This is a genomic window from Ligilactobacillus sp. LYQ135 (genome assembly GCF_053711055.1).
Genome location: NZ_JBSJYT010000001.1, coordinates 247,765 through 263,555, shown reverse-complemented (window position 1 = coordinate 263,555; position 15,791 = coordinate 247,765). Strand labels below are relative to the sequence as shown.

The 15,791-nt window shown below is 33.8% G+C and carries 11 protein-coding genes; 7 read left to right on the top strand and 4 right to left on the bottom strand.

Annotation, left to right across the window (positions count from 1 at the left end; genetic code table 11):
- The first annotated feature begins 217 nt into the window (after positions 1-217).
- The 4 genes from oxc (at position 218) to ACWCL1_RS01160 (ending at position 6,807) form a co-directional block, all read left to right on the top strand.
- Complete coding sequence (gene oxc / locus ACWCL1_RS01175; protein ID WP_454545095.1) at positions 218-1,903, top strand: oxalyl-CoA decarboxylase; 1,686 nt, start codon at positions 218-220, stop codon at positions 1,901-1,903.
- A 92-nt stretch (positions 1,904-1,995) separates the two neighbouring features.
- Positions 1,996-2,706: a DUF4396 domain-containing protein gene (locus tag ACWCL1_RS01170; protein WP_454545094.1), complete on the top strand. Its 711-nt coding sequence runs from the start codon at positions 1,996-1,998 to the stop codon at positions 2,704-2,706.
- 223 nt (positions 2,707-2,929) lie between these two features.
- The gene (locus ACWCL1_RS01165) at positions 2,930-4,660 is read left to right on the top strand and encodes an APC family permease (protein WP_454545093.1); all 1,731 of its coding nucleotides are present in this window, start codon (positions 2,930-2,932) and stop codon (positions 4,658-4,660) included.
- Between the two features lie 194 nt (positions 4,661-4,854).
- Complete coding sequence (locus tag ACWCL1_RS01160) at positions 4,855-6,807, top strand: M13 family metallopeptidase (protein ID WP_454545092.1); 1,953 nt, start codon at positions 4,855-4,857, stop codon at positions 6,805-6,807.
- A gap of 60 nt (positions 6,808-6,867) precedes the next feature.
- On the opposite strand, the gene ACWCL1_RS01155 is transcribed toward ACWCL1_RS01160, so the two are convergent.
- Together ACWCL1_RS01155 and ACWCL1_RS01150 are read right to left on the bottom strand one after the other, a co-directional pair.
- The gene (locus ACWCL1_RS01155) at positions 6,868-7,056 is read right to left on the bottom strand and encodes an IS3 family transposase (protein ID WP_454545244.1); all 189 of its coding nucleotides are present in this window, start codon (positions 7,054-7,056) and stop codon (positions 6,868-6,870) included.
- Positions 7,057-7,518: 462 nt separating this feature from the next.
- Positions 7,519-9,210 carry an APC family permease gene (locus ACWCL1_RS01150; protein ID WP_454545091.1) on the bottom strand — a complete coding sequence of 564 codons (1,692 nt, stop codon included), beginning with the start codon at positions 9,208-9,210 and terminating at the stop codon, positions 7,519-7,521.
- Between the two features lie 268 nt (positions 9,211-9,478).
- On the opposite strand from ACWCL1_RS01150, the gene ACWCL1_RS01145 reads away from it, so the two are divergent.
- Positions 9,479-11,398 (top strand): glycoside-pentoside-hexuronide (GPH):cation symporter, encoded by a 1,920-nt coding sequence (locus ACWCL1_RS01145; protein ID WP_454545090.1) that lies wholly within the window; start codon positions 9,479-9,481, stop codon positions 11,396-11,398.
- Between the two features lie 132 nt (positions 11,399-11,530).
- Here the strand turns inward: ACWCL1_RS01145 and ACWCL1_RS01140 are convergent, their stop codons facing one another.
- Positions 11,531-12,526, bottom strand: a complete 996-nt coding sequence (locus ACWCL1_RS01140) for a LacI family DNA-binding transcriptional regulator (protein WP_454545089.1) — start codon at positions 12,524-12,526, stop codon at positions 11,531-11,533.
- 162 nt (positions 12,527-12,688) lie between these two features.
- Between ACWCL1_RS01140 and ACWCL1_RS01135 the strand changes: the two genes are divergently transcribed.
- Both ACWCL1_RS01135 and galT read left to right on the top strand, forming a co-directional pair.
- Positions 12,689-13,855, top strand: coding sequence for a galactokinase (locus tag ACWCL1_RS01135; RefSeq protein WP_454545088.1), 1,167 nt, complete (start codon positions 12,689-12,691; stop codon positions 13,853-13,855).
- A gap of 17 nt (positions 13,856-13,872) precedes the next feature.
- Positions 13,873-15,351 (top strand): UDP-glucose--hexose-1-phosphate uridylyltransferase, encoded by a 1,479-nt coding sequence (gene galT / locus ACWCL1_RS01130; protein WP_454545087.1) that lies wholly within the window; start codon positions 13,873-13,875, stop codon positions 15,349-15,351.
- A gap of 194 nt (positions 15,352-15,545) precedes the next feature.
- Here galT and ACWCL1_RS01125 read toward each other — a convergent pair whose 3' ends face one another.
- Positions 15,546-15,704 (bottom strand): hypothetical protein, encoded by a 159-nt coding sequence (locus ACWCL1_RS01125; protein ID WP_454545086.1) that lies wholly within the window; start codon positions 15,702-15,704, stop codon positions 15,546-15,548.
- Positions 15,705-15,791: the final 87 nt, after the last annotated feature.

The following is a 15,791-nucleotide window of genomic DNA, read 5'->3' as shown; positions in this document are numbered from 1 at the left end:
AAAGATTTCTATCTATCAACTATCTATATAGTAACGTGAATGGCAATTAGGTGCAAACAAAACATCTTTGCTTTAACTTGATTAATCTATTTACATATTATTAACACTTCTTTGTCAATTGACCTAATATAAAAAATGAAAGGACATGTTCCTTGAAAATAGATTGTTTTTAACAAAAAAGGCTCAGTTATAACCACTTTTTATGGGAGGTTTAAAAATGGCGGATGAACAAATGACCGGTGCAGGTTTACTAATTGATGCACTTAAGAAAAATGGATTAAAGAATATGTATGGTGTTGTAGGAATTCCAGTAACTGATCTTGCACGGATGGCACAAAGAAATGGGATGCGTTACTTTGGATTTAGACGTGAAGATTCAGCAGTTAATGCAGCTGCTGCAGTTGGCTTTTTAACTGGCAAGCCAGGTGTTGCCTTAACGGTTTCTGCTCCTGGTTTTTTAAATGGGTTAGTTGCGTTAGCAGAAGCAACTAAAAACTGTTTTCCTTGTATCATGATTTCAGGATCATCTGAACGTCATATTATTGATATGGATCGGGGCGATTATGAAGGATTAGATCAATATAATGTAGCTAAACCATTTTGTAAAGCAGCTTTTCGGGTAGATCGTCCTGAAGATATGGGCTTAGCAGTTGCACGGGCAATGCGTACAGCAATGTCTGGCCGTCCTGGTGGGGTTTACCTTGACTTACCAGCTGATACAATTGGAGCTTTACTTGATAGTAAAGTAAAACCATCAAGTACAATTATTAAAGAAATTGACCCTGCTCCAAAACAAAAGCCAAGTAGCAAAGCAATTGGACGTGCCATTGAATTATTGAAAGATGCTAAGAAGCCATTAATTATTTTAGGTAAGGGTGCTTCAATTGCTCATGCTGAAAAGCAAGTTCGTGAATTTATTGAAACAACCAAAATTCCATATTTACCAATGTCAATGGCTAAAGGGTTATTACCAGATGACCATGGATTATGTGTAGCAGCTGCACGTTCACTTTCATTTAGTGAAGCGGATACTGTTATTTTAGTTGGTGCACGTTTAAATTGGATGTTGTCATATGGTAATAAATTCAATCCAGATGCAAAATTAATTCAAATTGATATTGATCCAGATGAAATTGATTCAAATAAGAAGATTGATGGTCCATTAGTTGGTGATATGATTTCAGTTTTTGATGAACTGATCCCAGCAGTCAAAGAAGCCAATGTTACTACTCCACAATCTTGGTTAGATGAATTGGATGCTAAAAAGCAAGAAAACTTTGCCAAAATGCAAAAACGTTTAACTACTCCGCATTCACCAATGGGATACTTTGGCGCAATGCGTCCAATCAAGGAATTAATTAAGAAAAACCCAGATACTTACCTTGTCAGTGAAGGTGCTAATACGTTAGATATTGGACGTGACGTAATTGATATCTTCAAACCACGGCATCGTTTAGATACAGGTACTTGGGGTGTAATGGGTGTTGGCTTAGGTTATGCTATTGGAACAGCAATTGAAACTGGCCAAAAAGTTGTATGTGTTGAAGGTGATAGTGCCTTTGGATTTGACGGAATGGAAATTGAAACCATTTGTCGGTTACACTTGCCAATTACAATTGTAATTTTTAATAATGGTGGTATTTACAATGGTGCTGAAAAGAACCCTGCCGGAAGTGATCCGGCACCAATTACACTTGATGCGAAGGGACGTTATGACAAGTTGTCTGAAGCTTTTGGTGGGTTAGCATATAACGTCACAACACCAGAAGAATTAGATAAAGCTTTAAATGAAGCATATGATTCTGGTAAACCAGCAATTATCAATGCTGTAATTGATCCTGCAATTGGAAAAGAATCAGGTCATATTGGTAACTTGAATCCAAAATTAAATATTAAGCACTAACGAATTAATCATTAAAATCCAATAAAGGGGCATGACAGCAGTCGTGGTCCTTTTGTTTTATGAATCTATTTACATGGAAGAAGATGTTTTTAATGTCAATTTTGAATATTGTTGGGACAATCTGGATTGTAATAGGATGTTTATCTGCATTAATTATCTTAGTTGATGTTACCCGTAATCCCCAACAAATGAAGATTATGGATGCAGTTTGGCCAATCAATGCGCTGTGGGGAGGTCCTTTGATTTTATGGACATATTTCACATTAGGAAAACATCGTAAAATGCAAATGGGAATGCCAATGAATCAAAAAAAGACTAGTATGAAAATGGATTTAATACCTAAAGATTTGAAATATAATCAATATTGGCAAGGAATTATTGTAGATGCTTTGCATTGTGGTGCTGGATGTAGTTTGTCAGACTTGATTGGCTCATGGATTTTTTACTATTTAATAACATTTAGTTTATTTGATCAAAAAGTTTTTGGCGAATGGCTATTTGACTATATTTTGGCATTAATTATTGGAATACTGTTTCAATATGCTGCAATTGGACCAATGCTTAAAGGTAGTGTGGCAGAAAAGTTAATTCGAGCTTTTAAAATCGATTTTTGGTCATTAACTGCTTGGCAAGTAGGAATGTACGGCTGGTCTGCAATTGAAACATTTGGGTTACATTTGCACTTTACGCCACTCCAACCGGCATTTTGGGTGATGATGTCAATTGGAATGGCATGTGGATTTTTAACTGCTTATCCAATGAATTGGTTTTTAGTAAAAAAAGGAATCAAAAAAGGAATGTAGCAAATAAAAATCGCGCAAAGAAACTGAAATTGAATATATCAAATATTTGAACTACGATAAAAGTAAGGAATGTAATTAAAGAAGATTTAAATTAAAGGTAATGACAAAATTCAATCTCTTATTTATTATTCTAAAATTGCATTTTACTAAATAATAGAGAGGTAGTCGTCTCAATTAAGTCTGATTTGTAACTTGGTTTGCACTTTCTAGGGAGATGAAAGTAATGGAAAAATCAAAAACAAAAACACCTAAATCTCAACAATATTTCATGTCAACTTTAGCATTAACAATGTTAAACGTTGTAATGATTGCGGGGTTAGGAAATGATCCGCAACAGGCCTTTTATGGCTTATCATCAGTCACATACTTTTTAATTGGGTTTATTCTTTTCTTCATTCCAACTGCCTTGGTATCTGCCGAATTAGCAAGTGGATGGCCTCAACGTGGTGGGATTTTCCGCTGGGTTGGTGAAGGTTTAGGAAAAGGTTGGGCCTTTACTTGTTTAGTGATCTTATGGTTCCAATCAACCTTTAACTTAGGAGCCGGGATGCCTAACTTTGCAGCCACAATTATGTTTTTTACTCCTCACTATAAAGAAGCGATTAACTTTGTTGAACATCCTCAACATGAACTGTTAATTATGTGTGGGTTTATCGCATTATTTTGGTTTGTTACTTGGCTTGCGGCACGTGGGACCAAAACATTTTCTAATATTGCTAAGTATGGAGTTATTATTGGGACTTTTATTCCACTTGCTGTATTAGTCATTTTAACAATTGTTTGGCTTTGCCAAGGTCATACTCCTGCAATGCCAACTCAACCTAAAAATTTAATTCCGCAATGGGATGGAATGGGCACATTAGCGCTAGTTGCCGGAGTTTTATTCTCTTGGACTGGAATTGATATGAACGCTGCTCACATTAAAGAATTAAAGAATCCTGAAAAGCAATATCCAATTTCAATTCTGTTTGCCGGAATTTTAGCATTAATTATTTTCGTTGTTGGTACTTTAATTATTGCAACAATCATTCCTGCAAGTAAAATCAATATTTTAGATGCCTTATTTGTTACCTTTCATGATTTAGGTGAAACAATTCACTTCCCATGGTTATATTTAATTTTCATTTACGTTAACTTTATTGTTTTAATTGCAATGTGGACAACTAACCTTGCTGGACCATCATTTATGCTTGGGCAAGCAGGACAAAGTGGTTTATTACCTAAATGGTTACAAAATTATAATAAACATGGGATGCCATCACGGATGATGTATTTCCAAGCACTTTGTGTAACTATAATTGCATTTTTAGTAAAACTTCTACCAAATGTTGAAGGCTTCTTTGTAATGGTTACTCAAACAGTTACAATTTTATATTTGTTATACTACATCATTATGTTTATTGCGTTTATTCGTTTACGGTATACGCAAGCTAACCGACCACGGTCATTCAAAGTTCCTGGTGGCAAATTTGGCGCATGGTTAGTTACAATTGTCGGAATTGTTTCTTCTGTATTTGGGATCATTTTGGCATTTTATCCACCAACTCAAGTTAAAGAAGAAGTTGGTTCAGGAACTGTTTATGTAGTTACAATTGCCTGTTTAGTTGGAGTTGTTCTTTTAGCAGCACTTGGTTTGTATGTTTTATCTAAGCATCACAATGCCCAAAATCATGATGATTGGGTAAATCAAAATAATCAGTTTGCACCATATACATGGGAGATTGAAGGGTTAAAGAAGCCCCAAAAAGTGGAATCAAACATCCCAACTGATATTATGTCTGAAGGACAAAATCCAATGGGGGTACCAATTAAATATCCATTTGATCCAAATAAACAAGTTAAAGTTCCAAAAGATTGGTCTAAGCCAACTGCTGATACTAAAAAATACGCTGAAGAAATGCGTGAAAAAAAGCCTAAAATTATTGATAAATCAAAAGAAGGTAGTGACAATTAAATTGCTTCCGAATGACAAGTTGACTAAAATGAGTTTAAAATCAGGTACACCAAAGTAACTAAACACGTGAAGCATAATTTTAGCAGTGTTTAGTTTGTGGCTTTGGAAACTTGATTAGATTTAAGGCGGTGACAGTTTGTGTCACAGCACTTGTATAGATGTTAAAAGGGATAAATTGAAGGGAAGTCTTATCAATGAGTAATGTTGTAGGTGTACTTGGTGGTGCTTCAGTAGAAGAGGGTTATCAAGCAAGTGCAAAAGATAATTTATATATGCATGTTAACTATGAATGGTTAAAGACAGCCAAAATTCCAGCTGATAAACCTGCTGCAGGAAGTTTTCAAGACATGGATGAAGATGTTGAAAAGCGCTTGATTCATGACTTTGAAGATTATCATCAAGGAAAATTTGATGCTCCAAATAAAATGTTTGCAGAAGCAATGAAAATGCATGCACTTGCAATTGATTTTGATAGTCGGAAAGAAGCGGGAATTAAGCCATTAGTTCCTTATATTAAACCAATTCAACAGTTAAATATGATGAATGATTTAAGCAAGCAATTAGATGAATGGATTAAAAACACATTACCAGTTCCCTTTACGATTGATGTGGAACCAGATTGGAAAGATACTGCTAAAAATGCAGTGTTTATGTATGCACCTGACTTAATTTTGCCAGATAAGACATATTATGACAAAGACCGTAAAGACAGCCCGAAGTTACTTAAGACTTGGGCTGAAATGTCACAAAAATTATTAGAATTAGTAGGATTTGATTCTGCAAATGCAAAGCAAATTGTCAGCGAAGCACTTGAATTTGATAAATCATTAGTACCACATGTAATGACTTCAGAAGAACTTGCTGATTATCCTAAACAATATAATCCACGCACAATGAAAGAAGTTAAGGCTTACAGTCAAAGTTTTGATTTAGCTGCACTAATTTCCAATTTAGTGGATGATGAACCTGAAAAAGTCATTGTTACTCAACCTAAGTTCTTTGAAGCATTTGATCAAATTGTCAATGACACTACTTTTAAGAATTTGAAGAGTTGGATGTTAACTAAAACAATTAATCAATTGGCACCATATTTAAGTGAAGATATTCGCCAAATTGCAGACATGTTTCACCGTGAAGTTGCGGGAACAAAACAATCATTATCCCAACCAAAATTTGCATACAGTGTAATTGATGATACTTTCAAGTATGTAATTGGTGATTACTATGGGCGTAAATACTTTGGTGAAGAAGCAAAGCAAAACGCAACTGAAATGATCAAAGAAATGATTGGTATTTATAAGCATCGGTTAGAACACAATGAATGGCTTAGTGATAAAACCCGTGCAAAGGCAATTTTGAAACTTGATAAGATTGCAATTAAAGTCGGTTATCCAGATAAAATCAAACCAGTTTATCAAAAATTACATGTAACTGAGGCCAAAGATGGCGGGACGTTACTAAGTAATTACGTTGAAATCAAAAGCGTAATGCTTGCGGATAACTTTGAACAATATCATAAAGCAGTTGATCGTTCTGAGTGGGATATGCCATCACAATTAGTAAATGCATGTTATGATCCTTCAAGAAATGATATTACATTTCCAGCAGCAATTTTAGAAAAACCATTCTATGATTTACACCAATCTCGTAGTAAAAACTTTGGTGGTATTGGTTGCGTAATGGGACATGAAATTTCACATGCATTTGATAATAACGGCGCCCACTTTGATGAATATGGTAATATGGTTAACTGGTGGACAAAAGATGATTTTGCTCATTTTGAAAAATTAACTCAAGCAATGATTAATGAATTTGATGGCATTCCATTTGCTGGTGGCAAGGTTAATGGGAAGTTAGTTGTTTCAGAAAATATTGCTGATAATGGCGGGATGAGTTGCTCACTTGAAGCAATTAAACGCTACTCAGATGCTAATTTAAGAGAATTCTTTACCAATTGGGCAACTGTATGGCGGATGAAGGCAAGTGAAGCATACAAGAAGATGCTATTAGCAATTGATGTACATGCTCCCGAAGAATTGCGTGCAAATGTTCAACCGCAAAACTTTGAAGATTTTTATCGAGCATTTGATGTTCATGAAGGCGATGGAATGTGGCTAGCACCAGAAAAAAGAGTTCAAATTTGGTAATAATATAAAAGAAGTTGTGGTAATTGATATGCACTTCCAAAAGTTGGACACTTTATTAAATTAAGCAGTTAGGGACTGAGTTCTGTATTGAACAGGACTTAGTCCTTTTAATTTTACCTTAATTCTTTCGTTATTATAGTAATAAATGTACTGATGGATTGCTCGAATTAATTCATCAGTATTTTTATATTGGCTTTCATAACCATAAAACATCTCTTTTTCATAACACTGAAAAAGTTTTCCATTAATCCATTGTCTAGACTATTTCCCTTACGGGACATACTTTGAATAATTCCATGATCTTTCAAAAAATATTGATAAGCAGAATGTTGGTATTGCCAATCTTAATCACTATGTAAGATCATTCCATCTAATGATCCACATTGATTAAGGTTATTTAACATATTAAAGGTTTGATTAATGTTGGAGAAGTTGAAACATCATAGGCAATAATTTTTTCATAACGCAATTTAAATTCGGTAACATAGGATAATATTCCTGTATTTTTGAATACCCATATCCTTTTTGATACATATTTATATTGTCTTCCTTTGAAAAGCGCATAAAAAACACCTCAAATCTTGAATTATTTTGTCCAAGATTTGAGGTGTGTATCATAATCCATAACTTCTTTTATTATTGTTTAATTTAGTTTTAGATAAACATTCAAAATAAAGTAGAAAGGCTGCAATTTGCATTACATCTTATATTTCATTCTTTTTGACGCATTTCCTTCGCATATTTTGCAATATCTGCAGTTGGTGAAGACCAGTCTTTTGGAAGTTTGACCTTCTCATTTGGATCAAATTTATATTTAATTGGTATTCCCATTGGATTTTGATCTTCAGACATAATGTCAGTTGGAACATTTGATTCAACCTTTTGGGGTTTCTTCAAACCTTCAATTTCCCATGTATATGGTGCAAATTTATTATCTTTATTAACCCAATCATTGTTGTGTTTAGCGTTGTGATGTTTAGATGTTTGATATAAAACAAAGGCAACAAGTAAAACTAATCCGACTAAACAAGCGATAATGATGTCATAAGTAGTTCCTGAGCCGACTTCTTCTTTAACTTGAGTTGGTGGATAAAATGCCAAAATGATCCCAAATACAGAAGAAGCAATTCCAACAATTGTAACTAACCATGCGCCAAATTTTCCACCAGGAACTTTAAATGACCGTGGCCGGTTAGCTTGTGTATAGCGCAAACGAATAAATGCAACGAACATAATGATGTAGTATAACAAGTACAAAATTGTGATTGTTTGGGTAATCATGATAAAGAATCCCTCAACATTTGGGAGTAACTTAACCATAAATGCAATTACAGTAACACAAATTGCTTGGAAATACATCATTTTTGATGGCATTCCGTGTTTGTTATAGTTTTGAAGCCACTTAGGAAGTAACCCACTTTGACCAGCTTGTCCAAGCATAAATGATGGACCTGCTAAGTTGGTAATCCACATTGCGACCATTACTAAAAAGTTTGCGTAAATAAATAACATATAAAGCCAAGGTGCATGAATTGTTGAACCTAATTCATGGAATGTAACAAATAAAGCATCCAAAATGTTAATTTGATTTGATGGAATAATGGTTGCAATAATCAAAGTTCCGACGATGAAGATGATTAATGCTAAAATTCCAGCAAAGAAAATTGAGATTGGATATTGTTTTTCTGGATGTCTTAATTCTTTAATATGAGCGGCATTCATATCAATTCCGGCCCATGAGAATAAAACTCCGGCAACTAATGCCAGCGTCCCCATTCCATTCCATTGAGGAATCAAATTTTTAGGTTGAGTTGGCATTGCAGGAGTATGACCTTGGCAAAGCCAAACGATAACTAAAATAATCATTACAGCTAATGGAATAAAAGTTCCAATAATAACACCATATTTAGCAATATTAGAAAATGTTTTGGTCCCACGAGCTGCAAGCCATGTAACAAACCAAAATAGTGCAATGAATCCACACATGATTAACAGTTCATGTTGAGGATGTTCAAGAAACTTAATCGCCTCGTTATAGTGTGGCGTAAAGAACATTACAGTTGCTGCAAAGTTAGGCATCCCGGCTCCTAAGTTAAAGGTTGATTGGAACCATAAAATAATCAAACATGTAAATGCCCAACCTTTACCGACACCTTCGCCGACCCACCGGAAAATGCCTCCACGCTGTGGCCATCCACTCGCTAATTCAGCTGATACTAACGCAGTTGGAATGAAGAAGAGAATGAATCCGATAATAAAGTATGTGACTGATGACAAACCATAAAAAGCTTGTTGGGGATCATTCGCTAAACCGGCGATCATAACAACGTTTAACATCGTTAATGCTAATGTTGACATGAAGTATTTTTGAGATTTAGGCGCCTTTGCATCTTTTTTGTCCATTACGTTCACCTCCCTAAAAATAATTGAATCACAGTAAAATTTAAAAATAATCATTTTACTATTCTTCTCCTTCCGTAATAATTCATCTGACATGGGAAGGCAAGTAAAGCGGCTATTTTACCAATAAACTTTAATGAATCACATTTAAGAAACGATTAGTAAAACCATTAAGTAAAAATAATCCGATATTTTAGTAAAAACACTATTGCTATTTTTGAAGTAAACGTTTACAATATAAATTGTAATCATATAAGAAAGGAGTTTTCCTATGAAAAATAATGTCCAAGAAGAAAAGGGCAATAAATGGGTTACCCGTATTTCTTATGCAATTGGTGCGTTTGGGAATGACTGGTTTTATGCCGTTCTTTCAACTTACTTTATTATGTTTGTAACTTCGCATTTGTTTGGTAAAGGTGATAACGCAATGATTCTTTATATCACCAATATCATCGCGATTTTACGGATTGTGGAACTTTTCATTGATCCAATTATTGGAAATGCGATTGATCGTACCAAGACGCGTTGGGGAAAATTTAAGCCTTGGATTTTTGGTGGAGGAATTGTGAGTGCAATTGCCCTTGCAATTTTATTCACTAACATGGGTGGTTTAAACCGGACTCATCCATTTATTTATCTAATAATTTTTGCAATTCTTTACATTGCAATGGATATCTTTTATTCATTTAAAGATACTGGTTTTTGGTCTGAAATGTCGTCATTGACATTTAATTCAGGGGAACGCGAAAAGATTTCAACCTTTGCACGGATTGGTTCTAATATTGGTGGGAACTTAGTTGGAATGGTAATCATGCCATTAGTATTGTTCTTCTCATTGACGAAAAATGACGGTTCTGGTGACCTTCGTGGATGGTCAATGTTTGGGGTAATCACTGCAATTATTGTAATTATTACCGTTATTGTTGTTTGCCTTGGTACTCATGAACTTGATTCTGATTTGCGTAAAAACGAAGAAGAAACTAAGTTAAAAGATGTTTTCAAAATTTTACTTGGAAATGATCAATTAATGTGGACCGCAGTTGCTTATGGATTGTATGGAATTGGAATTAACATCTTTAATTCCGCTGAATTATACTACTTTACATATGTTCTTGGTCAATCTTCAAAGTTTGCAATTATTGGAACAATTAATATGATTATTGGATTCTTTTCAATTTCTGCTTTTCCAATTTTAGCTAAGAAGTTTAACCGTAAAAATGTATTTTATGTTTCAATTTTAGTGATGGTAATTGGTGCAGGACTTTTAGCAATTGCAGGACAAAATTTACCATTAGTAGTTATTGCAATGGAACTTTTTGCAGTACCACAACAAATCGTTTTCTTAGTAATATTAATGACAATTACTGATTCAATTGAATATGGTCAATTGAAATTGGGACACCGGGATGAATCGTTAACATTGGCTGTACGTCCATTAATTGATAAACTTGGTGGTGCCATTGCTGGTTGGTGCATTGGACCAATTGCGATTTTGGCACATATGACAAGTGGTTACACTTATAAGACAGTGACCGCACATGATATTATGGTCTTTAAACTTCTTGTAATTGCTATTCCAGTTGTGTTGATCATCATTGGTGCATTAATTTTCTGGAAGAAAGTTACCCTTACAGAAAAGAAACATGCCCAAATTGTTGAAGAACTTGAAAAAAGTTGGGGCGAAAAGAATGATACAAGTAAAGGAACACAAGAAAGAGTCGTTGCAGGCACATATGAAATCGAATCTCCTTTACAAGGTAATTTTGTACAACTTAACGAAGTAAATGATGCCACCTTTGCTTCAGGTTCAATGGGAAAAGGATATGCCTTAAAACCAACTGATGGTAAAGTTTATGCTCCGTTTGATGGAATTGTTCGTCAAGTCTTTCCAACGCGGCATGCAATTGGAATTGAGTCTGATCATGGAGTAATTATGTTGATTCACATTGGAATTGGTACAGTTAATATGCAAGGAACGGGCTTTGTTTCTTATGTTGAAAAGGATCAACAAATTAAGAAAGGCCAAGAAATTCTTGAATTCTGGGATCCAGCAATCAAGAAAGCTGGCTTTGATGATACGGTAATGATCACGATTACCAATGCTCAAGAATTTAATGAAGTTGATCTTTTGCCACAAGATGGTCAAAAGATTAATGCATTTGATAATGTAATGAGATTAGTTAAAAAATAATAAAAATTAGTAAACACTTTCTAAAACACACTAAAAAGAGACTGTGAAAAATCACAGTCTCTTTTTGTGTCACTTTAATTGGGTTTAAAGGTAACAAAACTAAACATAAGTACGAAATGCTTTTGTCACACCTTATGAACAACTATCTCTTAAAATTAATTTAGTTTTAAGGGTGGTCATTTGTGGATAGTCATCGCCATTTTCGATAATGGAAGTTAGACGATTGACTGCTTCGATCCCCATTTGTTTGGTGTAAACTCGAATAGAACTCAATGATGGGTATACATATTTTGCAATTGAAGTGTCATTAAATGAAATTAAAGAAACTTCATCAGGAATTTTAATATTATCCTCTTGCAATGCACGTAAAGCACCAATTCCAATTGAATCATTGGCAGTAAAAAAGGCATTTGGTAAATCATCACCAAGATCAGCAATTGCCTTGCGCATCATGTCATAACCTGATTTCGCAGTAAAGTTGCCAATATACACATATTTAGGATAATAAAGTGACATTTCACTTAAATAGTTTTTAAAAGTGACAAAACGTGGATCAATGATAGATTCAGTATTATCATTAGTAAATTCTTCTCCGGCTAATAAACCGATTTTTGTCCGGTTTTGATTAATAAAATAATCAAGTGCATCAATTACTGAATCATCAATGTCAGGTACGATACAACTATGATTTGTTTTTAGTGTATTGTAGTCAACAAATACAATGTTAGCGTTGATTTTTTCAATTTTTTTGATTTCATTTTCGCTATATTTACCAATGGCGATAATTCCATCAGTTTCATTGATTTGCTTTAAAGAATCATTATGGAAAATGCGGGTAACTGAGTAATCTAATTCACGTAAACGTTCTTCAATTCCGGTACGAATTGAGTAGTAGTAAAGGTCATTCAATTCTTCTTGTTCAGTGTACCATTGAATGATCGCAACTTTTCCAAGATGGCTTTTCTTTTTAGATTTATGTTTAGTTAAGTAATCAAGTTTTTCAGCTGCTAAAAAAATGCGTTTGCGAGTTTCATCGCTTACAGAAAGAGTTTTATCATAATTTAAAACTCGAGAAACGGTTGCTGATGAAACGTGTGCCATTGCAGCAATATCCTTGATAGTGGCCATCTTTTTCACCTCCGTAAATAATGTATACAAATATTGTAGCATAATAGAAGACACTTTTTAACGAAAAATGTTAAGTAAACATATTGATTATTTTAGTAAATATTTTTATAATTAAAGTGTAGTTATCGGTTACATAATAAAAAAGATCAGGGGATGATTTTTATGGATAAGAACACATTAAAAGCAAAGTTTGAGAAAATTTTTCAACGGCAATCTGAAAAAGAATTTTTTTCACCTGGAAGAATTAATTTAATTGGAGAACATACAGATTATAATGGAGGATATGTTTTCCCATGTGCAATTTCACTAGGTACTTGGGGAGCAGTTGCCAAAAGAAAAGATCGTAAATTGCGTTTTTATTCCGGAAACTTTGAAAAATTAGGAATCATTGAAAGTAGTTTAGATCAATTAGAATATAAAAAAGAAGATAACTGGGCTAATTATGCTAAAGGAATGATTTACTATATTCAACAGGCCGGTTATTCAATTGATGCAGGCATGGATATATACATATGGGGAAATCTTCCTCAAGGAGGATCAGGATTATCATCATCAGCTTCAATTGAAATGTTATTTGGTATAATGGTTCAAAGTCTTTTTGATTTAAAAATTGAGCGCCTTGATTTAGTAAAAATGGGAGTAAAAACTGAAAATGACTTTTTAGGCCTAAGTTCCGGAATTTTAGATCAATTTGCAGTCGGAATGAGTAAAGCAGAGCATGCCATTTTACTTGATACGAATACACTTGAATACAAATATGTGCCACTAGACCTAAAAGATAATGTAATTGTCATTATGAATACAAATAAACCACGTGCTTTAGTAGAATCAAAATACAATGAAAGAGTTGCGGAATGCCAAGAAGCATTAAAAGAGTTACAAACTGAATTAAAAATAAATGCATTAGGTGATCTTAATAATGATCAATTTGATGAATATACATATTTACTTAGAAATGAAACGTTTTTAAAGAGAGCACGACATGCAGTTTCGGAAAATCAACGGTGTATTCGAGGTGAAAAGGTGCTTGAAGAAGGCAATTTAGCTGAATTTGGAAGATTACAAAATGCTTCGCACGTTTCACTTGAGTATGATTATGAAGTGAGTGGAATTGAATTAGACACTTTAGTCCATTCTGCATGGAATCAACCTAGCGTTTTAGGTGCACGGATGTGTGGTGCTGGTTTTGGAGGAAGTGCAATTGCATTAGTGCAAAAAGATGGAGTTGATAATTTAGAAAAAGAAGTCGGCAAAATCTATGAAGAAAAAATCGGCTATGCTCCTCGTTTCTATGTCGCTGAAGTTGCTGATGGAACACACGAATTATAAAGATGGAAGATGAAGTTATGCAGGAAAACTTAGTTGAACGGTTTGTTGCAAGTGTCATTATGGAAAGTGATTATACGCAACTGGACCATATTTATTTAAGAAATCGCGTTTTAAATTTAGTAGGTGAAAAAAATATTCCTCTAAATTGTGAAACTAATAATTTAATTGAAATGAAGAATCAATTGATAAAAGTTGCAATTAAAAATGAAAAAATTGATTCCTTACAAAGTGCTCAAGATGAATTAGGTGCAAAATTAATGGATTTGATTACTCCACCTCCAGGTGTTGTAAACCGGCACTTTTGGGAAACGTATCAAGAAGATCCTCAAAAAGCAATTGCTGATTTTTATTCATTGAGTAAACGCAATGACTATATTAAAACTAAAGCAATCGCTAAAAATATTTATTTTAAACATCCTAGTCAATATGGTGAAATTGAAATTACCATTAACTTATCTAAGCCAGAAAAGGATCCTAAACAAATTGCATTAGCTAAAAAAATGAAGAATGCAACTTATCCTCAATGTAAGTTATGTATGGATAATGAAGGCTATGAAGGGCGCATTGATTATCCTGCACGTGCAAATCACCGTCTAATTCGGTTTGATATTGAAGGACAAATATGGGGATTTCAATATTCGCCATATGCATATTTTAATGAACACTGTATTTTTTTAGATTCAGTGCATGAAGAAATGAAAATTAATAAAACCACCTTTGAACAATTATTATCAATTGTGAAGCAATTTCCAGGATATTTTGCAGGAAGTAATGCAGATTTACCAATTGTAGGAGGATCAATTTTAGCCCATGAACACTATCAAGGTGGACGGCATACATTTGCAATGGAAGAAGCTCCAATTGAACGCAAATTAAAATTTGAAAATTACGATAAAGTTGAAGCAGGCATTGTAAAGTGGCCATTATCGGTAATTCGATTAACTAGTCATGATAAAAAACAACTGTGTCAACTAGCAGATAAAATTTTACAAAGTTGGCGGCATTATACTGATGAAAGCGTTTCTATAAGAGCATTTTCTAATGATGAAATGCATCATACAATTACTCCAATTGCGCGTTTGCGTAATGGTAAGTATGAACTTGATTTAGTTTTAAGGGATAATCAAACTTCAAGTCAGTATCCAGATGGCATTTTTCATCCACATCAAGATGTTCAACATATTAAAAAAGAAAACATTGGTTTGATTGAAGTAATGGGGTTAGCAATTTTGCCACCACGATTAAAAAATGAAATGAAAGAAGTTGAAAAATTTTTATTGAATCAGCCAAATAACATTGCGGATTATCATAAAAAATGGGCAGAACAAATTAAGGCTAGTCATACTGAAATTCGACGTTCAACGGTTCGTGATATTGTGCAAGATGAAATTGGCAAAGTATTTGTCAAAGTTTTGGAAGATGCGGGCGTATTTAAACGTAATCATCAAGGGCAACAAGCGTTTATGAGATTTATTAAGACAATTGATAAGCAGTAAAATGTGACAAGAATGTTCAAATAAGTATGACATAGGAAGAAATTAAAAGGAGACTGTTTGTGCAGTCTCCTTTGTTACTCATTAAAGTAATGATAGCTATTGGCGTCGGCAAAAGCAACAGCTTTAGTATTATTATGTTTAACACCTGCATATGTGGCTAAAATCCCACCTAAACTATGACCTGTAAATGAATATTATTTTGGTTGATATTTTTGTAAATTTTCCTGAACAAATTTATCATATTGAATAAATTGATTTGCTTCTAAATTGTCTTTTGTTGTTTCAGCATTATATATTTTTGACGGTTGCTCGTGATGTATAACGTCATCATATTCATCAGCAGGAACAACCATAGCTCCTTGTAGACCAGTTTCTCTGTCATCAATACTAGCAACAGTTTTCCAGTTATGATTTTATTTAATATCTTGTGTTGGATTATT

Excerpts from the sequence above, each read along its gene's own strand:
- ACWCL1_RS01145 (WP_454545090.1), top strand. The coding sequence starts at position 9,479 with ATGAAAAATAATGTCCAAGAAGAAAAGGGCAATAAATGGGTTACCCGT.
- ACWCL1_RS01125 (WP_454545086.1), bottom strand. The coding sequence starts at position 15,704 with ATGGTTGTTCCTGCTGATGAATATGATGACGTTATACATCACGAGCAA.
- ACWCL1_RS01135 (WP_454545088.1), top strand. The coding sequence starts at position 12,689 with ATGGATAAGAACACATTAAAAGCAAAGTTTGAGAAAATTTTTCAACGG.
- galT (WP_454545087.1), top strand. The coding sequence starts at position 13,873 with ATGCAGGAAAACTTAGTTGAACGGTTTGTTGCAAGTGTCATTATGGAA.
- ACWCL1_RS01165 (WP_454545093.1), top strand. The coding sequence starts at position 2,930 with ATGGAAAAATCAAAAACAAAAACACCTAAATCTCAACAATATTTCATG.
- ACWCL1_RS01140 (WP_454545089.1), bottom strand. The coding sequence starts at position 12,526 with ATGGCCACTATCAAGGATATTGCTGCAATGGCACACGTTTCATCAGCA.
- ACWCL1_RS01160 (WP_454545092.1), top strand. The coding sequence starts at position 4,855 with ATGAGTAATGTTGTAGGTGTACTTGGTGGTGCTTCAGTAGAAGAGGGT.
- ACWCL1_RS01150 (WP_454545091.1), bottom strand. The coding sequence starts at position 9,210 with ATGGACAAAAAAGATGCAAAGGCGCCTAAATCTCAAAAATACTTCATG.
- ACWCL1_RS01170 (WP_454545094.1), top strand. The coding sequence starts at position 1,996 with ATGTCAATTTTGAATATTGTTGGGACAATCTGGATTGTAATAGGATGT.
- oxc (WP_454545095.1), top strand. The coding sequence starts at position 218 with ATGGCGGATGAACAAATGACCGGTGCAGGTTTACTAATTGATGCACTT.